At 58.7% G+C, this 24683-nt stretch carries 13 protein-coding genes; 3 read left to right on the top strand and 10 right to left on the bottom strand.

Features of this window, described 5'->3' with window-relative positions:
* Positions 1-5: 5 nt before the first annotated feature.
* From BMZ46_RS01575 to BMZ46_RS28930, 4 genes are all read right to left on the bottom strand, one after another.
* Entirely contained in the window at positions 6-4325 is a 4320-nt protein-coding gene (locus BMZ46_RS01575; protein WP_074688382.1) for a hypothetical protein, read from the bottom strand.
* On the bottom strand, positions 4322-8425 hold the full coding sequence (locus BMZ46_RS01570; protein WP_074688385.1) for a Tc toxin subunit A-related protein: 4104 nt from the start codon (positions 8423-8425) through the stop codon (positions 4322-4324). The genes BMZ46_RS01575 and BMZ46_RS01570 overlap by 4 nt, the downstream gene beginning before the upstream one ends.
* Before the next feature lie 12 nt (positions 8426-8437).
* Positions 8438-12043, bottom strand: a complete 3606-nt coding sequence (locus tag BMZ46_RS01565; RefSeq protein ID WP_074688386.1) for a Tc toxin subunit A — start codon at positions 12041-12043, stop codon at positions 8438-8440.
* A 134-nt stretch (positions 12044-12177) separates the two neighbouring features.
* Positions 12178-15375: an Ig-like domain-containing protein gene (locus BMZ46_RS28930; RefSeq protein ID WP_139184853.1), complete on the bottom strand. Its 3198-nt coding sequence runs from the start codon at positions 15373-15375 to the stop codon at positions 12178-12180.
* Positions 15376-15855: 480 nt separating this feature from the next.
* Between BMZ46_RS28930 and BMZ46_RS01555 the strand changes: the two genes are divergently transcribed.
* Complete coding sequence (locus BMZ46_RS01555) at positions 15856-16257, top strand: DUF6124 family protein (RefSeq protein WP_074688389.1); 402 nt, start codon at positions 15856-15858, stop codon at positions 16255-16257.
* Between the two features lie 158 nt (positions 16258-16415).
* On the opposite strand, the gene BMZ46_RS01550 is transcribed toward BMZ46_RS01555, so the two are convergent.
* From BMZ46_RS01550 to BMZ46_RS28925, 3 genes are all read right to left on the bottom strand, one after another.
* Positions 16416-16775, bottom strand: coding sequence for a PilZ domain-containing protein (locus BMZ46_RS01550; RefSeq protein ID WP_039766204.1), 360 nt, complete (start codon positions 16773-16775; stop codon positions 16416-16418).
* Positions 16776-16994: 219 nt separating this feature from the next.
* Positions 16995-17381: a tetratricopeptide repeat protein gene (locus tag BMZ46_RS01545; protein WP_039765946.1), complete on the bottom strand. Its 387-nt coding sequence runs from the start codon at positions 17379-17381 to the stop codon at positions 16995-16997.
* 118 nt (positions 17382-17499) lie between these two features.
* Positions 17500-17790 carry a hypothetical protein gene (locus BMZ46_RS28925; RefSeq protein WP_134334336.1) on the bottom strand — a complete coding sequence of 97 codons (291 nt, stop codon included), beginning with the start codon at positions 17788-17790 and terminating at the stop codon, positions 17500-17502.
* A gap of 235 nt (positions 17791-18025) precedes the next feature.
* On the opposite strand from BMZ46_RS28925, the gene pyk reads away from it, so the two are divergent.
* Positions 18026-19477, top strand: a complete 1452-nt coding sequence (gene pyk / locus BMZ46_RS01540) for a pyruvate kinase (RefSeq protein WP_039765940.1) — start codon at positions 18026-18028, stop codon at positions 19475-19477.
* A gap of 283 nt (positions 19478-19760) precedes the next feature.
* On the opposite strand, the gene BMZ46_RS01535 is transcribed toward pyk, so the two are convergent.
* From BMZ46_RS01535 to BMZ46_RS01525, 3 genes are read right to left on the bottom strand one after another with little or no spacing between them, the layout of a single operon-like run.
* Positions 19761-20510, bottom strand: coding sequence for an enoyl-CoA hydratase-related protein (locus tag BMZ46_RS01535; RefSeq protein WP_039765938.1), 750 nt, complete (start codon positions 20508-20510; stop codon positions 19761-19763).
* 29 nt (positions 20511-20539) lie between these two features.
* A complete protein-coding gene (locus BMZ46_RS01530; RefSeq protein ID WP_074688391.1) occupies positions 20540-21475 on the bottom strand; it encodes an iron-sulfur-binding ferredoxin reductase in 936 nt (311 codons plus the stop codon).
* Positions 21468-22574, bottom strand: coding sequence for a GGDEF domain-containing protein (locus BMZ46_RS01525; RefSeq protein ID WP_074688393.1), 1107 nt, complete (start codon positions 22572-22574; stop codon positions 21468-21470). Before BMZ46_RS01525 ends, BMZ46_RS01530 begins: the two co-directional genes overlap by 8 nt.
* 367 nt (positions 22575-22941) lie before the next feature.
* On the opposite strand from BMZ46_RS01525, the gene BMZ46_RS01520 reads away from it, so the two are divergent.
* Positions 22942-24465: a fumarate hydratase gene (locus BMZ46_RS01520; RefSeq protein ID WP_007960181.1), complete on the top strand. Its 1524-nt coding sequence runs from the start codon at positions 22942-22944 to the stop codon at positions 24463-24465.
* Positions 24466-24683: the final 218 nt, after the last annotated feature.

The following is a 24683-nucleotide window of genomic DNA, read 5'->3' as shown; positions in this document are numbered from 1 at the left end:
CCGGATCAACGTTCCACAACAGGCACAGTCACCCCCTTGCTGACCGAACTACCGCCGGGGTTTTCCAGGGTTACCCAGAGAGAAACCTGCTCGGAGGTTGAAGTCGGCGACCAGGAATGCGAGAAGTTGCCCTGACTGTCAGTGCGCGCTTCCTGGCTTGCTTGCCCATTTCTGGAAACGAAAATTTTCCTGTTGGCCATGGGTTGTCGGGACTTCGTTCCCACGATCAGCGCGGTCATTGTGGTGTATGTGTTAATAAGTACCGGACTGATCGAAGCAGTCACTGACTCGATATCCGCATGATCAGGAGAATCAAGTGGATCCAGAACCTCATAACCCAGAGTCTTCGATCCGGCGGCACCTTCGCGGACATGGGCAGCCAACTGATGCAAGCCAACATGCGCAGCAGTCACCTCCACCTTTGCCAGCCCGTTTTCATTGGTCATGGACGTGCGCGACTGCAAATGCGGAAAGTGCCAAACCACCGGTACGCCGGGTGCGACTCCCCCGTGTTGCTCATAGTGCACCAGGGCTTGTGCTGTCATGGTATCTCCCAGCCAAAAACTGGTTTTTTCACTGGTCAACTCTGCTACGACCAATTCATCCTGCGGAGCAGACACCATCAACGACTTCACATTGCTACCGACCAAACCGCTTTGAACCGATGCGATCAATCGGGTTTCACCTGGCACCCTCCAGAACTCGATCGTTGCCTTGCCTTGCGCATCGGTGAACGTCGAAGGCAATGTTTGACCGCCGTGTTGCCACCTCACTTCGATTCCCGACAGCGCCTTCTCACTGAGGGCCGAAACCACCAATACATGCGCCGACACTGATTGCCCGGGATGACCACTTGGCGAATCAACGACCAACTCTTTAATCCGGCACGGTTCGCTCATTGAATAACGAAAGTTGACTGACGCCGAATCAGCGCCGCCCGCAACCGTAGCGGTGATGAAACCGGCCCCTGCTACTTCGGGAACAAAGCTGATCCGAGCGACACCCCAATAGTTGGTGGAAGTTACCCGCGATTCCTGCTCCGACAACTCCCACCGGATCGGTAAACCTCTCATGGCCTTTCCGGTCAACGCATGCTTTACGGTGACTTCAGCCTTCACTGCTGCTCCCCAATCAACGACCTCATGAACACTACTGGTCGCGGTAATCCGGGCGACAAAGGCTCGATTTCCCAAAGACAGGTGCTGAACAGAAGATCGTTCCAGCAAGCAAGAGGCTGCCAACTGAAAAGACACACTGGCATCCTTCACATCTCCATCCTTGAACCGAAACTCCAGCCCCGACTCACTCAACGGGTGGAACTCACCCAACGGCCGGTTGAATTCAAGCCCGAGCTCACTCCTGCCGGGTTTGACCAGACCGAGCGCCAACATTTGATCGCGCAAAGGGCTGCCATCATTGGCAAGAAGGCGAAAACCGAACTCTTCACCGCGCCTTGGAAAGAGTGACCTTCCGGCCCACGCATGCTGCTCTGAATCGTTGATGGCTATCAAGAGATCCCGCCAAGGATCCGTTGCCAAGGCATTGAGTTCAGCACTGGTTTGGGCCGTTGAACCATCGTAAGGGTTTGTGACGACAGCGGTGACACGACTTACACCCGCCTGATTCGGCAGGGCATCATGCCGCGCCCAGCCATCGGTGTCTGTCCGTAAGAAAACCGGCTCGGAACTCCCGATCTGCATCACGATTTCTGCACCCTCGACCGGCTGATCATTGAACGACGAACCCAGCCGAACCTCGATCCGGGCACGCTCGCCTTTGCTCATGACGGGATAAACCGCCGGACCGCGCCTGGCAAGAATCTTGAGTTTGTTATGGCCCAGTTTCAATTGAGTCCTTGTCGTCAGCGACTCTCCATCGATCACGATGGTAGTGGTCTGAGTCATCTCGACACCGACGGCACTACTGGTGAAGTCCAGTTGCCTTTCCGCGCCCCCCGCCGTCATAAAGACATCGTCAATCAGTGGCGGCTTGACCACCATTCCCGGTGCCAATGGTGTGATAGCCGACTTCACTGGCAATCCATGTAAAGCGCTGAGCCCACGCGGCATGAGTATCGACTGGTGAGTCGCCCCCAGGCAGGGATACAACGTGTCCTTACCCGATTCAGCTGGAACATGGTCGAGCATCGCCTGGATCTCAGTGGCGAGATTGTTGTCCAGCAGCCGAACGGGAAACTCGTACTCTTCCTGCAAATGGGAACTGCGGAACGCCAGGGTCGAGAGTCCACTCTTGTCCGGGTCAGCAATGATGTCCCACTCAAGACCGTCAGCGCTCATCACTCGAGCGACACCGGCTTCCGGACTCAGTTGGAGTCCCGGCAAAGGGGGCGTATTCCCATTCCACGCCAGTAAAATCGGCTTGCCGATAAAGCTGCTGTTCGCAACGGGATCAATACGCAGCTTGCGCGCTCTGCCACGCCAACAGACCACGCCCTGAATCAGTGGATCGACCGGCTTCCCGTCCAAAAACACGTTGACCTGCCCTTTCCATGCGTTGGTGAGCAGAGGCTTGACGGCGAATGAATGTTCTTCCACTGGCGCGTCTTCGTGGCGCTGTATCCGCGCAGTAATTGAGTAGTCATTGGAATCGATTGGCTGGTGATCCACACTTGCCCAACCATCCACGCCCGTCAGTGATCTGACCGTCCCGGTCTGTGTATTAAACTCGACCTCGACATTGCCGATCGGTAGTCCATCACTCCTTTGCACTTTCACCATACAGGTGACGATGTCGCCTTCGTCCACCACCGGCGACTTGTTCGGTCCCCAGATCCCGCCGATCTTGACTCTGTTGTACGCCAGCGACAGGGCATTGCCTGGCGATAAATGCTGCAACCTGGAACAACCGAGGGCCCAGTCAAATTGGCCGTCGCGCTTGTCCTCGAAGGTCGTTGTCCAGAGGACTGTACCGTCAACAACAGGCGCTGGCGCCCCGAAGTCCGGTTGAGCGGTTGCCCCCACGTCCGCTTGAGAATCACCTTTTGCCCAGATCAGAAAAAACCGGGCAGCGCTCAAAGGATGCTCCGCAGGCATGTCCAGATTGACGAGGAAGCGCTCGCCGCGCTCCGGATAGCGGGTTTGCGCTCCCCAGACGGCCGGAGTCCCTCCATTGAACCGGGCCTGCAAGGTTTTGAATGGATCAGTGGCAAACGCCCGAACCTCGAAGGTATGCGTCGCTTCACCATCGTCGGACAAAAGACTGGCAACCGAGGCGGTAACCCAGCTCACCCCCTCCTCGGTTGGAGTGTAAAGATACGTCGCACGGCCTTGAGCATCGGTGGGTGCCCGGTGCAGAACCTTCCCCGCCTCACCCTCTACTCGCCAGACCACCTCACTCGCAACCGGGTCTTGGGTATAGAGAGATCTGACCCGAACCTGCAGTTCCACCGATTGGTTGTACTCGACGACCGGGTACGTCTCGGCCTCTTTGAGCGCGAGCAGCTCCAACAGATGATGCCCCCAGGAAACCAACAGCGTACAAGGTGGCGCCGAGTATTTGCTGTAGATCTTCGCTTTCAGTTCATGAGGTTCTTTGCCTGACGGCTCCGGACAATCCAGCAGCCAGTCCAGACTGATGGGCTGAGCTTTTCCCAACTCGGGCTCAGCGGTAATGGCCTCTTGCGGGTTGCCCTCAAGCCACAGGCTGGCCTCGAGATTTTTCCAGACACTCTGCGGGTCAACCTCAAAAGAAACCCTGTGACGCTGATCCCCGGTAGCCCCCAGGCAGATCGGCAGGACGCTGCCCGCGACGAAACGTTTGCCATCATTGATGACTGCCTCCAACGCCAGCGCCGGAAGAATCAGCTTTACCTCTATCCCGGTCAGACGAATTTCCACAGAGCTGGGTTCGCCCACACCCCTTGCCGGGCTGCTCAAATTGATCTCCAGCTCATCACCCGCTTGTAAACCCAGACTGTCCGGCAAATCCTCGCGCATCTCGGTCAGATCAACCGCCAAAGGATCGGCATCCTGCACCCTCGCCTTCACCGGCAATTCGATTTCAAACTTTTCTACACTCCCTCTTTTATTGAGCACCACTAGCCCGGGCGATGACGAATAGGTGTTCTCGTAGAGAAAACGCAGGCTATACCGGGCCTCCTCCTGCTGTCCGATCGGCACGATCATCCTTTGCCGAACCGCAGCGCGGTGGGTGAGCGTCATGATCGATACGATGTCGTCTCCCCATGTGTCTTCCCGAATACCAACACCTCCCGGATTGACCACATCGACCCAGTGGGCATAGCCCTGAGTCATGTCGCCGTTCTTAACGAAGTTATATTCCGTGTCGATATCTCTTTCGCTCATGATTGCGTTCCCTTGGTCTCGACCTTGCGCTCAGCTTCGTTAACCAGTTCCTGTACTTTTCTGGAGAACGCCAGATCCCCGACCTTGGCGGTGTAAAACACCTTGAGCACGATATCGGTCAGCGATAACAGCATCGGCTTTTGCTTCAAATGCCAGGGAAACACGATCCGCCAGCGCGAGACGGCACCAGTGTTTTCAAACGGCAGCGTCATGCCTTCGTCAGCTCTCAGAGAGACAATGCCCATGTCGTCCAAACCAGAGGACAGGGAAACCTGCTGCCCACTGCTCAGATTGATCAGCACGTCGACAGGCGCAACGCCCTCACCGGAGTGCAGATACTCCAGCGATTCGGTCGACGGTTTTGTGGCGATATAGCTGCCGACCTGCATCAGGTTCGCCACCACATTTTCGAACGGCCCCGTGAGCACCGGCAGAGTGACTTCAACGCGTAAAATCTGGCGGCAGTAATGATCGTGGTAATCGCGGTCGAACAGCAGCTGAATCAGCTCGAAATCCAGTATGCCCTTATCCACCAATTGCCCCAGCGCATCAGTCCAGTTGTCATAACCCTTGGGCCGGGTCGCCGGATCGTCGAACAACCGTTGCAGCGAAACGGTCTTGACGATCTCCTGGCGTCGCTCATGGCGTTGCAAATATTCCGACCGCATTCGCAACAGTCCGGACTGCAATGTCGCGCCAGCCGTCAAGCCGCGCCGCTGGTCGCGCCAGACATAGGTGTCCAGTTGATAGGCATCGAACTCACAGGTTTCCGCTCGCAAGGCTGTCTGAGCGCTCAGGCACAGTGCAACAGCGGCGTCATACGCCTGAAAGTGCAGGGTCTGCAGTTGCCCCATCAGCCACTGGTAGAGCTCCAGGTTGGTCGCCCGGGTCTGCAGGAACTCGAACAGTTTGAGCGCCTGACTATTCACGGCCAGGGTGTGTTCCAGATTGATCCTTGCTGCATTGATCGCCCGTTCCTGGCCCGCAATCTGGGCACTGATCGCATTTTTTTCAGTAATCGCCTGATTGCGCAGCAACTGCCATTCCTCTCGGCGGCGACGATAGCTTTCGGAGGTAGCCGTCTTGTCGGCATTGGCGCGCTGCACGTCTGCAGCGATCTGGAAACCAAACCCCACGGCGCTTACCAGGTGACCTGGCTGATGACCGCCATTGGCGCCCACTCCGAAAATGTTGGGGAACGCATGGATAACCGCCGCCCCCATCTGAAAGCCGGTGGCCAGAGAAGCCAAGCCCGAAGCAGCTTCAACATGCTCCATGACTTTGAACTCATCGGGAGAAATGTGCTTGTCGTACAGATCGGCGTAATGCAGTTCACGCTCCTCGGCCATGGCTCTACTGTGCTGCAGCGCCGTAAGACTCTCGACCTCACGTGCGATGGATTCTTCCTGTGCCCGACGAGCGAATTCGCCCAACTCAGTCAAGTGGCGTTGCTGCATCGTCTCCTGCTGGACACGATCCTGCTGTTCAAGCAGGCGCTGCACTTCGTTCCCCAGCTCCTGCAAGTGCTGCACCATCTGCAACGCTGCATCGAACAGTACGTTCCAGCGATAGACTGCCACTCGTAACTGCCCACCCATCGGTCGCACCGGTCCCGCGTTACCGGCTGCCAGGCGGCTCAACAACTCCCTTGGATCCATGGCGGTAAAAAGAGGGATGGATGCAAGCTTGCCGTCAATTGTCCGACCATGACGAATGTTGGCGATACGCTGATCAGGCAGGTCAAAGAACGTCAGCAAGCGCGGGCTGACCGGCATCTTGAAAGAACGCGTGCCGTAGACACCCAAATGCTGAGTACGCGCAGCCCTGACAGGTAAATCCTCTGCTCGCAGCTGCAGTGTCTTTTCAAAATCCGCGAGGGCCGGTCGGGTCTGCATCTCTCCCACAAGTTCACCAAGCTCCTTTGCAAACCAGCGATTGACGCTACGGGTATCCGGCCTGGCCCCCATCAGCGATCTGGCCCGAACATACTGCAGCTTGGCAGCCGTCAGGCTGTCTCGCGTCATCTGGCGAAAGAGCCAGTCGCCCCAGGCGATGAGGTTGTTCACGTAGTCGAGGAAAATCACGACCTGGTAATGCCAGGGCGATGAATAGGCGATAGCATCCGGATCCCCCGGTGCGAAGACTTCACAGGCGATGTCGGGCTTTTCCGCGTCCAGAGGCCGGCAATTCCAGTATGGTGGTTTTGGCGGGACATGACCGTCCGCCGGTTTCGCAGGCGACTGAGGGTCGAATATGTAATGCAGCCATCGCTGGGCCGCTTCAAAACGGTTCTCGTCACGCAGCCGGGCGGCAATCAGGTGCGGAAAGTGAAAAAACAGCTCCCAGAAAAACAGACCGTTGGCGCCATCGAACGGACCGTTCGGCTCGACCTGGCCCTCGGGCAAAGGCGGCTCCTTCGGAAACTGCGTCGCCCAGTCCAGCAACGCCCCGATCGATACACTGGATTGCAGCACCAGTTCGTGCCCGATCAACGTATTGAGCCGGACGTATTTCAGCTTGAGAACACTCGACGGTTGATTGAAGGCCAGAAACTGGGCGCCCTGCGCATCGGTGTCATGGATATACGGCAGAGGTCCATGCTCACCGAGCTTGGCGGGGACCCTCAGGACGAGGGTTCGCTCACCATTGTCTGCGGCGCCTGTCAGCGTCACGGTGATCGTGCTGCTGTTGAACGCCGTCCGTTTGATTTCCAGCCATTTCGTTGCCCATCCGCCGGAGGACGGATACTTGTCGGTAGGCAGCTCCGGGTCATCACCGGTGGAACCCTTGACGGTCAGCGTGAAATCTATCCCAGTGCCATCGCCATATGAGACATGAGCACAATAGCCCTGAACCCAGAGCGAGTACCCGGTAGGGCTGTTACGCACGATATAAGCCTTGATCCCAAGGTACTCGGCCAGCGTGCCGGGTTTGGTGATCTGGCTGTCAACGGAAGGAAACAGCTTCGGCTGCATCTTTTGCTGAAGCGTATGGGGATCGACAAACAGGTGATTGGCCAGGTAATCCATGACCGCCGTTTCATCCTTCACTTTGCGAAACAGCGAGTCACGGGTTTCATAAATCGCGACAGACCGCGCTGACGACGTCAGTGCCTTGGGCTGGGCATTGGTCACATGCACCGCCAGCCTGCCCTTGGGATACGAGGTATCGATCTCGTCGCGCAAGATCACCGCGACCAACCGGCACCCCTTCGACACGTCCTTGTCCGTCTGCAGCAGATGCAAGCGAATGGGTGGCGACCAGCTGTCGTCCAGCGCGATAAACGCCACCCTGAGTTCCAGCTCATGGGGGCGCTGCATCTCACCTGTTTTATCGAAAAGACCCGGGCGCCATTGAAGCCAGACCATGCATGACCGGCCCTCCCAAAAGACCATCCGACAGTCCAGCACGGTGTCATCGGTGGGAATGTCGGCAGATTTCCATTCTCGCCAGTCAGTCGGGTTGACCGATGGCGAGTCGACCGCGAGTTTGATATTGGCCTCACGCCAGAACCAGCCATAAGGTGCAACGCGTTCCCTGCCCACCAGGTAATAACGTGTGTCCAGCGGATTGGCACCATCCAGATATCCGCTCAGTACGTTCAGATTGCAGGTTTCTTCGAAGCTGCGTAAATAGCGCTGTGCGCCCTTGAGCACCGAGTCGTCAGTGATCGAGGTCTGATTCACATGACTTTCAAGAGCTCTGAACAACTCGGTTTTACGGATGCGCACATAGGGCGTGATGTAATCCTCAGGTGTGCACAACAGCAGCATCATTGCAGACCACGACCCGTAACTGCCGGCCAGCTCCCACTCTTCCAGAAGGGTGGGCTCGAACTCCCGCCCGTCGTACCCCGGTTCGAGTTTCTGGAACACCGCATGAATGTAAGCCTGCAAACAGCTCACGGCCTCCGCTACCCATGAGGTTTCAATCTCATCGCTGTCCAGCGGGTCGGAGCGCAGCCATTCCCAGAGATCATCCGCCGATTGGGTATTCATCGGAAAGGGATGATTGGCCTTGTCATGCTTTGCGTGAAGACAGAAATCAATCAACGCATTGCGACGCAGGGCTGACAGCTCACCTGAAATTTTATTGAGCATCACCGTCTCCTGTCACTGTTTGCGTTGTTTGCGGGGCGCCGGTACTCGTCGGCGCGCGGGAAGGGCTGCGACAAACGTCACATCGCGGAACGTAACGGTCGTCGAGTTTTCAGCCTTCGCTTTAACCCCCACGGTAAGCGGCTCGCCTCTGGTGAACGTCAACTCGGTGCGTCCTTGCTGGTCAGTAACAGTTTTGATCACACCCTTCGTCGGTGGATCGAGTATCCAGGCCACCAATGTGCCTGCGATGGGGTTGTCGTAGTCGTCCAGAGCGATGGCGCGGTAGGTCACCGGCGTTCCGATCAGCACCGTGCTGTCGGGCACGGGGAAAGAGTTTTGGGATTTCAAATGGAGTGAGGCCATATCCGGCCCGATCTCGACCCTCGCTGCGGCCGTTTGCTCACCCAGATCCAGCCAGAAAACGGGAGTGACGCTGCCCATCCGGCTGCCCGGGAAAAACTTCACTTTCGCCGTGCCGTTACTGTCGGTGGTGATCATTGAGGTTTCAAACCGGCCCAGCGTGGTGGCGCAATGAACATTGACGTTCAATCGCGCCTGGTCTTCGCGGTTCTTTACCGTTACGGTAAATTCGGCAAATTCGTCCGGTTTGTTGGCGATCAACCTGACGGGATCGGGCTCCGTCGTCCAGCGCACGATCACGTCCAGTTCCACGGCCATGACGTCGTCAGCATAAGTCGGTTCGGTCGTGGTCGTCAGGCTGGCTCTGAAAAGGTCTGCGGCGTGCTCATAGTCGGCATATTTGCTGTCCGGTGACAGCGTCGCGAGCTCGAGGAGTGTCCTGGCACTCTGACCGGTCTTTTTGGCCAACAAGCGAATGCGTGTCAGCACATCGAGTTGTTGCAGGGTCACGACCAGGCCTTTCGACGGGTTCACATGGGCGGCGCAGATGCGCACTTCATCCACGCTCCAGTTGAACAGCTCGGCGAGCCTCTTCGCGGCACGCTCCTGAACCAGCTCAAGACCGTGATTGCTGAGGTTGGCCGGTAACGCGTTTATGCGGTGCAGATAGTCAACCAGCCTCGTTTCCGGCTGATCGCTCATGCCCAGGGCACGTTTGTAGACTGTCAGGTAATACAGCGCTGAAAGGTCGAATGCGTCGACCGAATTGAGACCGAACCATTCGCGATACCCGGTCGCGATGAAGTGATTCAGGAATTCACTGCTGAGTTCCAGCCTCGCGACCACGGCACTACGTCTCGAGAACTCGGCCAACACCTGCAGAACAGGATCGCTCGGCGGGTCTTCCCGCCGCAGCATAGTGCCGCTGTCCTCGAAAGCTTCCGGCAATGCGAGCACTTGAGCCAATACAAAATGCACATTTGCACCGGACCAGCCAAGCACCTGCAGAACCATATCCGGCTTCAGACCGCTATACGCAGCCAACCCTTCCTGCACCATGCTGTTCTGACTGGCTCGGCAACGCAGCACGACCGCCAGAATCAGCTCCACCAGACCTGTATCGAGGCTTCCCGTCTCCGACACCACGGCCCGCTCCGTCATTTCCCGGGCATGGTCTTCGTAGCTCTTATCCGCTGATTCAACAAAATCACGAATCAGTCCCTGTTCGTCAACCAACGCCGCCAGCGCCCGCAACCACTGGCGATTGTTCGACAAAGGTTCGATACCGGCCATTTTCAGTACTTCTTCCGTCACCCGAGCCACCGGGACCTGCCGACGCAATTGATCGAACAGCGCGAGTTGTCTTTCATCGGGGCGACTCGGTGGCCAGACCGATGCTTGTTGCACCACCCAGTGCACCGGCAACTCTGCGGTTTGCGCCCATTGCACGCAATCCATCAGGGCATGCATCACACTCAGTACGTCCGGCGTCTCGGCTGATTGTTGGTTGTTGATCTGCGGCACGCCGGCCAGCGTGTTCACCCACGCCTGCCCTCCCATCAGGTTCAACAACAGGACCGCCTCGATCGGAGTGATCCCCAATAACCGGGGCAGCCGGACCATGCGATGAAAACTGGAGACGATCGGCAAGCTGCATTGGAGATCCGTCAGACCGTGAGCGGCGGCAATCAGGTTGGCAAGGTAAAAATAGGTTTCCAGATCAATGCCCAGGCCTGCGCACAGTTGCTTGACCGTAAGCAGGTCGGCAGCGGTCTCGGGAATCACCGGGAAGGATCGGTCATCCAGTACCAAAGGACGAGAACTGGCGGCACCACTGTTGAAAATTCGATCGTATTGGGCACGCTCCGTACCGCGCCCGAAAACGGAAAGCGGCCCGAGAAAGGCGGCGAAGTCTTCTGCGGGGCATCCAAAAATCTCCCGAAGTTCCTGGAACAGCCCGAGAGCTCGCAGCGTATTGGCAGTAATCCAATAGCGAGAGGGGGACGGCGAGGGCTCCTCGGCGAGCATTGCCGCAACGATCAGTCGATCGGTTTCGTGACTGGCCAACTGCAACCAGTCAGTCAGTCGCACTATACGATTGGCACGGTCAACTCGGTCGGGCTCCATATCCTCGAAACGGTTGAGCAGGTCCACGCCGGTATTGACGATGCTGATGTGAGGGGACTTGGCCTCATGTATGAACACAGACCCATGATCCCGGCCTGTTACAGGGTATGGGCCAGGGCTCATCGGGGAACGCGGCGCATTTTCGGACAGGGCGGGAGCAAAACCTTCAATCGAAAGCAATGCCTCAAGCGCCGGCGTACCCAGTTTCATTCGTTCGTTGAAAACGGCGACGAGCCTTAGATTGCCCACCGAAATGTCCTTGAGACCGAGGTATTTCAGGTAGAACTCGTCTGCCCCGTCTGGAAAATGACTCGCCTCGGTCAGGATTGTCCGCTGTGATGGACTCAACCGTGAAGCTTGAACGAGGGCGTCATCCGACTTGTCGCTCCACGGTGTCGAACGAAGCAAGTACGGATACTGCAAATCGCACAGACGCACCACGCTGCCCACCGATTCGCCATGCCCCTTCAGTACATGATCGAGGTTGACCCAGGGCCAGTGAAAGGGCAGCTCACGGGGAAATGCCTTCTGGCTCAACGCCTCGTCGAGGTTTTGAATAGACCCCAGCGTGGCGGTGATGAAGCGCTCCATGATGTGGCTGATCACTTCCACCGACGACACTACACCATGGACGGCCTTGACATCGATCAACAGATTTTCGAGGTCCGTACGCCGGCCAACGAGCGGAAAGTCCGTGCCATCGGTCATGCCCAGTCGATGCAACGCCCAATGCAACAGGGTTGTCAGATACGCCGCAGGCGAGTGAATGGCTTCGATCGCTCCCGGCGGGCACAAGTTGTCGAAGTTCGGATTGAACAACAAGGCGTAAGTCGGACCGTTATTGAGCCCCTTGCGCGCAGCGGGCCGGGAGTCTTTCGCGGTCAATTGGTGCTCGATGAATTGCCGCAATACCGCGGTCGACAGCACATTGAGGCGCTGCTGGAACTCGCCGGCCTGTTGCCGGGTCAGGCCATAGTCGTGCATCAACCCGTCGACGCCTTTCTGCGCCAGTACGGCGACCGATCCCCCCGCCTTGAAAAAACGTGTCAGTGCCGTCGTGGACGAGCGTTTGGGTTTACCGACCGCTTGCGTGAACATCTTCTGAGCGATCTGAGCGGGAGAGCGGTTCATGTTGATGCTCCTGGGTCCGAACCGTTTCCAGTGAAGGAACGGCGCATTTCGCATAGTGCCTGCAACGGATTTGGCGCCATCGCACGGGCGGCGTCTACTGTCAGAACTGACAGTAGACGCGACCATTGGTCGGATCACTCGGGGTTCGGATGAAGGCTTGACGGCTCGTCAGATATTTCGAATCGTTTGCTGTCAGCGGGCATGGAGCGTTTTCCACCCACGACCTGCACGGCACGTGCCCAGTGCGGGCCGCCAGGCAGATTTCGCTCGGATACACCGGCCCAATGTTCACCGTCGGTCACAAGAGCGTTGACATGTTTCTTGTCGGGGTCGTACCAGGCGACCACATCAACCTTCGAGCCCGCCCGAGCACCGCCCGCAAATTCGGGTGTTGCGCTCTTCCATTCGCCCTCTGACGGTTCATTGAATGTGGGTGCGGCCTCAAGTCGCTGCACGGATCTGGGATCAGACCAACCCGAGCGGAATTCGCCCTGGCGCTGCTCGGTAACGATTGAAAACTCGGTGCCGGTTCCAGGAAGCTCGACCTGACAGCACCACGTCCCGTCCTCCTGAACCTCGGTCTGCCCCAACTCCGTACCATCAGGCAAGGCAACCACGACTATATATCCCGGATATCCGAATCCACAGACCACCACAATCTGTCCGACACCCTCATCGGTGCCTGGTGTTTCAATGAGTGCCATGTCAGGAACAACAGTGACAACTACATCCTGGCCAAGCGGCGACTCCTGATCCTTGAAGTACTGCTTGGCGTTCAGTACGCATGACCCCAAAGGCAGTGTGAAAACCTTGTTGAAATATCCATCGTCAAAATGCGGATAAACAGGATGGGGAACGCCGTCGACGTACACATTGACCTCAGTCCGGTCGAATCCATTTCCCGCTCTGGCAGAGCCTTCTACCGTAAATGTCTGGGGGACCGATTTGCCTGTTTCTGGAAAGGTGATCCTTGGTGCAAACAACACCACTGTGAAATCGACCGGATTACTGGGTGGCGATCGCAGGTCACCCTGCACCTGTATGGCGAAAACGGCGTATGTCAGATAGTCGAGTTCCTTGAGCGGTACCGACCAGACATCCCCTGTTGCGATCGCCTCTCCCAGCGGCTCTCGAGTCACGTAATCGAAAACCATGATCGTGAAACCGTCGATCCCGCCGGTGCCGTGCAACACCGGCAAATGATCCGTCTGCCCACCGGGTGGCGGATTGATTACCGGTACGCTCACCGCTATCTCGAAGGGCATGGACACCGGGTTGGAGGTTTCCCCACCGAAAGTCTGCTTGACTGAGACCGTGTGCCTGCCGGGGCGAAACGCCGTGGAGCGCTGGAACTCCCACTGCCCGTTTTCGTCCGTATCCACAACCGTATGTAAGGCAGGATTGTCGCTGAACGTGATCGTCAACTCGGCTCCCCGCCAGCATTGGCCAACGACCTCTGCAAACAAACCCTTCGGGATCACTTTTTCGATAACGGCAAGGGGCGCGGGGATGACCACGGAAACAGGATCAACCGGTTCTGATTGCAGCGCCTTGAACCTCTGAATGGCCGTAACCGCATACGTACCGGGAGCCCAGCGTGCGGTTGCCGTGGCGGACCATCGCGTATCCGTGCCAACCTCGGCGATTGGCACGTTCGCAGAACTGCCGCCTACCAACCGGACCTCTACAAGGGAGCGCGGTTGATCGGACCAGTTCCTGCCCGTACCGGAGAACCTGGGAATGCCGTTCGGGCTGACGCTGAAAGTCAAGGTCGGAGGGGGTACAGGCACCACGACCCGGGTGTTCTCCGGCGCCCAATCCGAATAGATCGGCTGCCCTGTAGTGTCGGGCAGACTTTGTCGACCGCCGATCAGCGAATCACCCGGCAACCAATCGGGAAAGAGAACCGTCCAGGGCGAAGTTGTTACGGGAAAAGAGTGGAAAGCCGTCATGTTGCTCTGAACGTAGAGATGGAACGTCGCCCCGATATATCCGACACCTCCGAGGGTCACATTGCTTTGGGCATCGACCTGTACCGTCAGTTTGGTCGGTGTTGGAGGGGGTATCTTGAACGTGCGCAAATTACCGCGTCCGGAACTCTTGCCTCCAAAAGATTGTTCGACCACCAATGAAACCGGACCCGATCTGACTGTCACAGGTATGGTCCAGGTACCGTCACTTCTCACCTGACTTTCACCGACAGAATCGTTCGTCAGATCGTAATAGGCAGCGACCTTACTTTGAGCCAAACCATTATCGCCACTGAGATCAAAGTTTGGGTTCTGAGTCGAAGCCGCTGTGGGGAGAGTAATTCGCGGATAGCCCAGTACTTTGAATGCAACTGACTCGGTGTAGCCATAGCGATTGTTGGCTGGATCGTCGTAGAAACGGACTTTTACCACTGCGTCGCCAGAGGGCAAGACTTTGATAGAGGGGCCTGCCCATAATCCGGACGGATCAATTAGATCTCGATTTGCCCAACTTTCATAAATATTCGAAGCATTCAATGCGAGCATTGCCGACCCTGGTGCACCGATGGCTTTATAGACAAGGTCCTTCATTGGCACCACGGCTCCAGCCGTTGGGTAGGTCAGTTTTGCTCGATACATGTATGTCAACTCACTACGAGGCGAATTTACACCTTCAACTTGCTGATACGCCACCATCTTCTGAGAGTTTCTGTTGTCCGCAACAGTCAGCGGCACTAACCATTCTCCGCCGGTTGGCTGAACGCGCGCTGCCAACGTTCCACCTCCGTGATCAAGTACCATAAGGGCCCCGGCAAGACCTTGCGTTCCAGTGACATCAAATGTTGAATTAGCGAAGTTCCGGGAGCCAATCACCGGTGTCGGGGGTGGAGTTGGAGGTGTCCAAGTAATATATTCGGCAGTTTCCAAATCGACTGGAATTTCAATCCCGGACGATGTATCCCGATAAGTAAAAGTAAAACCTATTCGCGCTTTCCGTGTGCTAATGGGTATATCGGCTCCCAAGTTCAAATTCATCCAGCTGCCATTCTGTGAAGCATTCTGATTCGTTGAGTAACCTTCAGTCGATCCTGGAGGGCTCTGGTAGAGAGAAAACCAAAGCCTGCCGCTAGTACCGCCGTTCTTGGCACGATATTGTTTTGCTCGGCAATCAAACGAGGTGCCATTGGCATTCCAAAAATATTCGACTTTAAGCTCTGCCCAGAGTCCTGACTTCTCGGCCCTCAACGTTTTGGCGACAAACAGTCGGTTTTCATCGGGTCCCGAGGATTCGAAATCATCGTCGTCCTTGCTCTTTGGTTCCACCCCGCTGTCAGGAACATCTTTTTCGTCGTCGGTATCCATGATCTTCTCCAACACGGTTCAGGAAGGTGCCGGTGCATGCGAAAAATTGGCTCACTCATTAATGGCAACTTTTTGTACTCCCACACCTGACAGATCTGACAGTCCCGACAAACGGTAACTCTTCCCACAACCCGGTCCGGCAGCGTCCTGCAAGTCGTAACAGCGGGCTACGACACCTTGTGCCATTGCCTACAAATCCCTCAGAATCCGCCGGCTTGTGCGCCTTGGCGTTGCCCCGTAACTTGACTCCCGTCGCTGCCAATCAGCGGCCGGGTTTAGTCGCCCGGGGTAAGGTAAGGTTTGCAAACGCGCCATAAAGTCGGGTACTCCCTATCCCCGCACTCGATGGTGGCTGTGAGCAGGGCGTCCTCGGACGCGCCGGAAAAAGCCTTACTTCCCCGGTCGACTAACCTGCTTACAGCTGCCACCCCCTCGTTTAGTCGCGACGAGGTGGCGGCCCAACTTAAAAGGAAGTTAGGCATGTTCAAAGCAACTCCAAATCCACCGCTGGACACCGATCCAAAGGACCCGACCGATCAATCCGACCCGGTCTCCCCCTACACCTCCAACGACTCGAAAAAACTCCACGACGCCGCCCACAAGGCTCTCGACTTCTACCTCAATCCCAAACCTGAAAAGCCACGCAACTCGGTGGATCGCGGCATGCAGATGTTCAAGGTCGATCCCGAGATCAACCCCGAGGCGATTGCCATCCAGACCTACGAGACCTTTTCCTCGGTCAGCATTCTGTTGCTGGATCTGGCCGACAGCCTGGACGACAAGCCGCGGCACCTGGCGATGGCGATCTATCAGTTGAGCGAGATGGGATTGCTGCTGGCGGAGAGGACGCTGGATAACGAGCGGGCGATTGCTATCGGCTAGCCAGCCGTCAAATAGGCGGTGTCAGTACTGGCGCCTTCGCGGGCAAGCCCGCTCCCACAGGGTTTCGTGTCATTCACAAAAAATTGTGACTGCCGCAGGAACTGTGGGAGCGGGCTTGCTCCGGGCGGCGTTCCGACGATGTTTTTGAAGGTTTCGAGTCAGGCCGAGGCCGGCAGCGGCTGAAAGCTGAAGTACTGCTTCAACGCTTCGACCAGTTGCCCATACTCGGGCGGCGTGCGGTACAGGCTGAAGCCGGCGTCGTAATGCTGAGGGGTCGCGTCTTCGTGGCACCACAGACAGCACGCCGTCAGGTCGATGACCTGCTGGCGGCCCTCCCCCAGGGGAATTTTCAGGCGCAGATTGAATTCCGCACCGATCATCATCGGCAACTGGCTGATAAGCATCAAACCGTCTTCAGAGACGTTGCCCAGAAACCCGACGGGTTTATCGGTGACGCTGTTGAACACTCGCAGAAAATACGGCAGCTGGTGCCGTTCGATTCGACGGTCGGTAAACATGAACGTATCGCCATGCATGGCCCGATGCCCGGGCCGCATTGTGCTTCGGAACGAACCTGATCTTCAGGCCCGCTCTCCCCGCTCCCGGTGTGGCGCTTGCCACGTACTTCACATGCCAGTCGCAGGTGTTGCGCCGATCTGGAGTTCTGGCTCTAAACCGGTGTCCTTGGACTATAGCTCACCTTGTACAACCAGCCAGACTTTGTATGACGACCGCCATCAGAACCGGGTTGGACGCACCACGGCGGCGGCACTGCGAGTCGGGTAGTGACCCAGGCTCTGCAGGGTTTCCAGACGTGCGCGGGCGCGGTAGGCGTATTCGCTGTCGGGGTACGAGGCGATGATGAACTGATAGGTCTGCGCCGCATCGACGAACATTTTCTGCCGTTCGAGGCACTGGCCGCGCATCATCGACACTTCCGGCCACACATAAGGGCGGGCGCGGCTGGCGCGTTCGACCTTGGACAGTTCAAGCATCACCTGCTCGCAATTGCCCCGGTCATAGGCGCTGTAGGCGTTGTTCAAATGATGGTTCATCGACCAACGGGTGCAGCCCGAAGCGGCGAGGACGCTGAGGGCAAGGGCGGCAATGGGCACGAATCGCATGGGGGTTCTCCTGTCTTGTGCTCTGTATCGACCCCGTGCACAAAATCTTCAATCACCATTGCAGTGTAATGGTCGCCGAGGGCTGAGGCTCGGCGCCATGTTGGGTGCTCAACGAGATTTACGTCAGCGAGATGTTCACGATGGGTGAGGGAGGCGAAATATCCTTTCCGTCAGCTGACACTTCGACCGCATAAAAACTCAATGAGGAAAAGTCCTGATGGTTCAGCCACGAACCCAACGGGCTGACTACCTGTGAAAATAATGGATTCAAGGAATCCTTCGTGCTGTAAACACGCACAGAGTTTCCAGGAGTTCCCGTGCCTTCGAATCTAACGAAGAGCCCCGTTTTGCTGCCATCTTGCGGAACATCTACCACCGGTGTTACCGGTGAACTGTTGGCTGCGCTCATATCCATCACCTCATGGGCTCGTCAACCATTGACGAGTTCGGTCTTCTTATATCGATCCGAAAAATGCACGCCACCTGTTAGAAATAACAGTCTCGACGAGCGGTAGGCCTACGCCGGCCGAATGTTCAAAAATGTTCGTTTCAATAAAGAAACCAATAAGTAGTGCAAACGAACAATGACTACACCCTTCGAGCATAGTAGCCTTCGCTGGCGCTTGAACCTGAGGAGTCTTTGCATGTCCGTCCGTCGTACCAAAATCGTCGCTACCCTTGGCCCGGCCAGTAACTCGCCGGAAGTTCTCGAACAGCTGATTCTGGCTGGCCTGGACGTCGCCCGTCTGAACTTCTCCCACGGCACCCCCGACGAGCACAAGGCTCGCGCGAAGCTGGTGCGTGACCTCGCTGCCAAGCACGGCCGCTTCGTCGCCCTGCTGGGTGACCTGCAAGGCCCGAAAATCCGTATCGCCAAATTCGCCAACAAGCGCATCGAGCTGAAGATCGGTGACCAGTTCACCTTCTCCACCAGCCATCCGCTGACCGAAGGCAACCAGCAAGTGGTCGGCATCGACTACCCGGACCTGGTCAAGGACTGCGGCGTGGGCGACGAGCTGCTGCTCGACGACGGCCGCGTGGTCATGCGCGTTGAAACCGCCACCGCGACCGAGCTGAACTGCGTGGTGACCATCGGCGGCCCGCTGTCCGACCACAAAGGCATCAACCGTCGCGGTGGTGGCCTGACCGCTCCGGCCCTGACTGAAAAAGACAAGGCCGACATCAAGCTCGCCGCTGAAATGGAAGTCGACTACCTCGCCGTGTCCTTCCCGCGTGACGCTGCCGACATGAACTACGCCCGTCAACTGCGCGACGAAGCCGGCGGCACCGCCTGGCTGGTGGCGAAGATCGAACGCGCCGAAGCCGTGGCCGACGACGAAACCCTCGACGGTCTGATCAAGGCTTCCGACGCTGTGATGGTTGCCCGTGGTGACCTGGGTGTGGAAATCGGCGACGCTGAACTGGTGGGCATCCAGAAGAAAATCATTCTGCACGCACGCCGCCACAACAAGGCGGTGATCGTGGCGACCCAGATGATGGAGTCGATGATCCAGAACCCGATGCCGACCCGCGCCGAAGTGTCCGACGTGGCCAACGCCGTGCTCGACTACACCGATGCCGTGATGCTGTCTGCCGAATCCGCTGCCGGCGCTTATCCGCTGGAAGCCGTGCAGGCGATGGCGCGCATCTGCGTCGGCGCTGAAAAGCACCCGACCAGCAAAACTTCCAGCCACCGCATCGGCAAGGAATTCGAGCGCTGCGACGAGAGCATCGCGCTGGCGACCATGTACACCGCCAACCACTTCCCGGGCGTCAAGGCGATCATCGCGCTGACCGAAAGCGGCTACACCCCGCTGATCATGTCGCGTATCCGCTCCTCGGTGCCGATCTACTGCTTCACCCCGCACCGTGAAGCCCAGGCTCGCGCGGCGATGTTCCGTGGCGTGTACACCGTACCGTTCGACCCGGCTTCGCTGGAACCGCACGAAGTCAGCCAGAAGGCCATCGACGAACTGGTCAAGCGCGGCGTAGTGGAGAAAGGCGACTGGGTCATCCTGACCAAGGGCGACAGCTACCACACCACCGGCGGCACCAACGGCATGAAAATCCTGCACGTGGGCGACCCGCAGGTCTGAGTGACCGGCTGCTGAAAACGAAAAGCCCCGCCATGTGAATGGCGGGGCTTTTTCATTTCAGACTGATCGTTGTTGATCGTTCCCACGCTCTGCGTGGGAATGCCTCAATGGACGCTCCGCGTCCGCTTCGGCATGGGACGCGGAGCGTCCCGGACTGCATTCCACGCGGAGCGTGGGAACGATCGGTGCGCGGAGTGCGGCGGCGGTCCGTGCGCGCAGTGTGGCCGCGTTCGATGCGCGGGAGTGCGGGGGCGATCGATGCGCGGAGCGGTCGGCGGATATCTCAATGGCGTTTGATGAACCCGGTCAACGCCGCCAACGCCTCCGGCGAGCGCAGCCGCTGGGTGAACAGTGCGCCCTCCTCCTCGATCACCTTGCGAATCAATTCGCGATCCGGCGCGCGCATCAGCTGCTTGCTGATGCGCACCGCCTCGGCCGGCAACTCGTCAAACCGCAGCGCCATCTCCCGCGCCTTGGCCAACGCGGCTTCGCCACTGCCCAGCGCCTCGGTTGCGATCCCCCATTGCGCCGCCTGCTCACCGGTAAAGCCCTCACCGAGCAGCAGCAACTCCGACGCTTTGGCCTGCCCGAGCAAACGCGGCAGGATCAGGCTGGAACCGAACTCCGGGCACAAACCGAGATTGACGAACGGCATACGCAGCCGCGCATCCCGCGCCACGTACACCAGATCGCAATGCAGCAACAGCGTCGTGCCAATCCCCACCGCCGCCCCGGCCACGGCGGCGACTACCGGTTTGCGGCACTCCAGCAAATTGAGCATGAAGTGAAACACCGGGCTGTCGAGGTCGCTCGGCGGTTGCTGGATGAAGTCGGCGATGTCATTGCCGGCGGTGAAACACTCGGCGCTGCCGGTAATCAGCACGGCGTTGATTTCGGGGTCGCTGTCAGCCTGTTTCAGCGCGTCGGCCAACTGGCTGTACATGGCGCGGGTCAGGGCGTTTTTCTTGTCCGGGCGGTTGAGGCGCAGGGTCAGCAAACCGCGTTCGCGGTGCAGCAGGATGGCGTCGGTCATGGCGTGTCTCGCGTCTGAAGAATCAGCGCTCAACCACGGCTCAGGAAGACATCGGCCAGCAGTTGATTGCGCGGCAGTCCGGCCAGGAACAGACGCTTGGCAAACGCGTCGACGCTGGCCGTCGAGCCGCAGACTAAGGCCAGGGTTTGCCGGGAAACAAGGCGCAGTTGCGCCAAAGCGCCCGGCAACTCGGCCGCCGTCCACAATTCCACACTGAGGTTTTCCCGCTGCGCGGCCAGTGCTTCAAGGGGTTTGGCCAGGTAATGCCCGTCGGCATCATGGGCCAGGTGAATGACGCGGATGGCGCCCCGGTGATCATGGCGCAAGGCTTCGCGCAACACGCCGAACAACGGACCGAGCCCGGTGCCGGCAGCCAGCAGCCACAGCGGCCGGTCGTGCCAGTCCGGGTCGTAATGCAAGGCGCCGCCACGCAGTTCACCGAGACGGATCGGGTCGCCGATCTGCAAGCGTCGCGCGGCATCGCTGAATTCGCCGGGCTGGCGGCAATCGAGATGGAATTCAAGAAAACGGTCTTCTTCCGGCAGGCTCGCCAGCGAATACGGCCGCGCAACGTGGCCGGCCCACAGCACCAGATGCTGACCGGCGCTGTAGCGCAACGGCCGCTGGGGTGTCAGGCGCAGACGCAACACACTGTCGCCGAGCCAGTCCAGCGCCTCGACCGTGGCCGGGCGACCGTCGGTGACGGGATCGAAGGTGTGCACCTGCAAGTCTTCGATTACCTGGCACTGACAGGCCAGCCGCCAGCCCTGATCACGTTGCTCGGCGCTCAAGGCATCGGGGCGACTGTCAGCAGGCAAGCCCTGCACGCATTGCACCAGACACGCGTGGCAACTGCCGGCGCGGCAGCTGTAAGGCACCGCCACACCGTTCTGATTGAGGGCATCGAGCAGGTTGCTGCCCGCCGCCACCGACCACTGTCGTTCACCGACCCGCAGTTCAGGCATCGACGTTCTCCCACGCCGCCGCGCAGCGATTGCGGCCGTCGCGCTTGGCCCGGTACAGCGCCTGATCGGCACGCTGCAAGGCCTCGTCCAGATCATCGCCCAGTTCCAGCAGGGTCATGCCGGCAGACAGACTCAGGTTTTTCACATTCAGGCCCACCAGTTCAACGTCGGTGAAGGCGATGCGCAGGCGTTCGCAACAGGCGGTCAGGCGCTCGGCGTTGCAATCGGGCAGCAGCACCACGAACTCTTCACCACCATAACGCGCCAGCACGTCGCCGTCGCGCAGACAGGCCCCGGCGACTCCGGCGAAAGCCTGCAACACCTGATCGCCAGCGGCGTGGCCGTGAATGTCGTTGATGCGTTTGAAGTGGTCGAGGTCGATCAGCGCCAGTCCGTGCACCACGTCGGCCTCCATCGCATTCAGCTCGCGGGTGGCCAGGCGCAGGAAATGCCGGCGATTGAACAGCCCGGTCAGTTCGTCGGTGGCCACCAGGTCTTCGAGCTGGCGCATCATCCCGCGCAGGGTGTCCTGATGCGCCTGCAAGGCGAACCGCCGCTGGCGCATGCGTTGCCGGGAGGTCTGGACGAAGCGCGCATAGATCACCAGCCAGGCCAGCACGATCAGCAGGATGCAGGCCTGCAACGCGGAAAGCGCCGGATCGTGCAGACGGAAGTGGTAACCGTCCCACAGCGTGATGGCGCAGAAGCTGAAGAACACCAGCATGGCGCAGCGTACGAACGCCCGCTGTGACAGATGGAACAGGCCGAACAGCAGGACCAGCACATAGAAAACGAGAAACTCGCCCCGGGCCTCCTCCAGATGAGCAATCAGCCACGTCTGCCAGCCAAGGCCCAGCAGCACTTGGGCTTCGGTCAGGCTAGGGTCGGAAAAGCGCAGGTTGCAGCCGGAAAAGAACAGGGCGAACAGGATCGCCTGGCTGATCACCACCAGCGCACTGCCGACGGCGACACCGGCCAGCGAGTCGTTGTAGTGACCGGTGAAATACGCCAGCCACAGCAGCAGCAAAGCCAATCCATAGGTGGCTGCAGCGAGGGCGAAGCGTTTGAGCAAAAGACGTTGAATGGCGTTATGGGTCAATCGTTGACTCACCGTGCGATAAGAGGCTGACCGAGTGTCCTACTCCACAGACCGGCTGCCACTTTAGTGGCGTAGTCGATAAATGACCATTGATTTTCGGGCCGGGTATTTGGCGTCAAAAACCTGCAGCCATGCGACCAACGAATAACTCCCGGCAGATGTGCCCGCCACCGAGGCGCGGTATACTGCCGCGCCTTTTTAGCGTCGCGCCAGCAGCCCCGGCGTGCCGACCCTGAAGGGCAGCTTCGAGCTCCGAGCTTCGAGCGGCAAGTTCAAAGCAGTACACACTGCTTCAGCTTGCCGCTCGAAGCTCGCGACTTTCAGCTGCCCTTAAAGAATGTTCCCGTCTTTTAGAGGAGCGCGACTCATGACCGTGATCAAGCAAGACGACCTGATTCAGAGCGTTGCCGACGCCCTGCAGTTCATTTCCTATTACCACCCCGTGGACTTCATCCAGGCGATGCACGAAGCCTACCTGCGCGAAGAATCGCCAGCGGCCCGTGACTCGATGGCGCAGATCCTGATCAACTCGCGCATGTGCGCCACCGGCCACCGGCCGATCTGCCAGGACACCGGCATCGTGACCGTGTTCGTGCGGGTGGGCATGGACGTGCGTTGGGATGGCGCGACCATGAGCCTGGACGACATGATCAACGAAGGCGTGCGCCGCGCCTACAACCTGCCGGAAAACGTCCTGCGTGCTTCGATCCTGGCCGACCCGGCCGGTGCGCGTAAGAACACCAAGGACAACACCCCGGCGGTCATCCACTACTCCATCGTTCCGGGTAACACCGTGGAAGTGGACGTGGCGGCCAAGGGCGGCGGTTCCGAGAACAAGTCGAAAATGGCCATGCTCAACCCGTCCGACTCGATCGTCGACTGGGTACTCAAGACCGTTCCGACCATGGGCGCCGGCTGGTGCCCGCCGGGCATGCTGGGCATCGGCATCGGCGGCACCGCCGAGAAAGCCGCCGTCATGGCGAAAGAAGTGTTGATGGAATCCATCGACATTCACGAGCTGAAAGCCCGTGGCCCGCAGAACCGCATCGAAGAAATGCGTCTGGAGCTGTTCGAGAAGGTCAACCAGCTGGGCATCGGCGCCCAGGGTCTCGGTGGCCTGACCACCGTGCTCGACGTGAAGATCATGGATTACCCGACCCACGCCGCCTCCTTGCCGGTGTGCATGATCCCGAACTGCGCCGCCACCCGTCACGCGCACTTCGTGCTCGACGGTTCCGGCCCGGCCTCGCTGGAAGCGCCACCGCTGGACGCCTACCCGGAAATCGTCTGGGAAGCCGGCCCGTCGGCCCGTCGCGTCAACCTCGACACTCTGACCCCGGAAGACGTGCAGAGCTGGAAGCCGGGCGAAACCGTCCTGCTCAACGGCAAGATGCTCACCGGTCGCGACGCCGCGCACAAGCGCATGGTCGAGATGCTGAACAAGGGCGAAACCCTGCCGGTTGATCTGAAAGGTCGCTTCATCTACTACGTCGGCCCGGTTGATCCGGTCGGTGACGAAGTGGTTGGCCCGGCGGGCCCGACCACCGCCACGCGGATGGACAAGTTCACCCGTCAGATCCTCGAGCAGACCGGCCTGTTGGGCATGATCGGCAAGTCCGAGCGCGGCCCTACCGCGATCGACGCGATCAAGGACAACAAGGCTGTGTACCTGATGGCCGTCGGCGGTGCCGCTTACCTGGTGGCGCAGGCGATCAAGAAGTCCAAGGTTCTGGCGTTCGCCGAGCTGGGCATGGAAGCGATCTACGAGTTCGAGGTCAAGGACATGCCGGTCACCGTAGCGGTGGACAGCAAAGGTGAATCGGTACACATCACCGGTCCTGCGATCTGGCAACAGAAGATCAGCGAAAGCCTGGCGGTGGAAGTGCAGTAAGCGCTTCATCTGCTTGTAAAAAACCGGGCGGTCAGCGATGACCGCCCGGTTTTTTTTCGCCTGCCGTCAGTCGGCACCTGTCAGATCTGACAGGTGTCACGCCCTATGCCCTCTGTTAGCGTGGAACCTCGACGTTTACAGGTTGCGGTGCCATGGCCCTTGATGCAGATGCGCTCGTCACTCCTCCGTCCATCGCCAAGACAGCGTCCATTGCAACG

Origin of the sequence: Pseudomonas sp. NFIX49, from assembly GCF_900115915.1 — a bacterium.
GTDB lineage: Bacteria > Pseudomonadota > Gammaproteobacteria > Pseudomonadales > Pseudomonadaceae > Aquipseudomonas > Aquipseudomonas pharyngis.
Note: the sequence above shows the minus strand (reverse complement) of the source record. Positions and strands in the feature narration are given on the sequence as shown.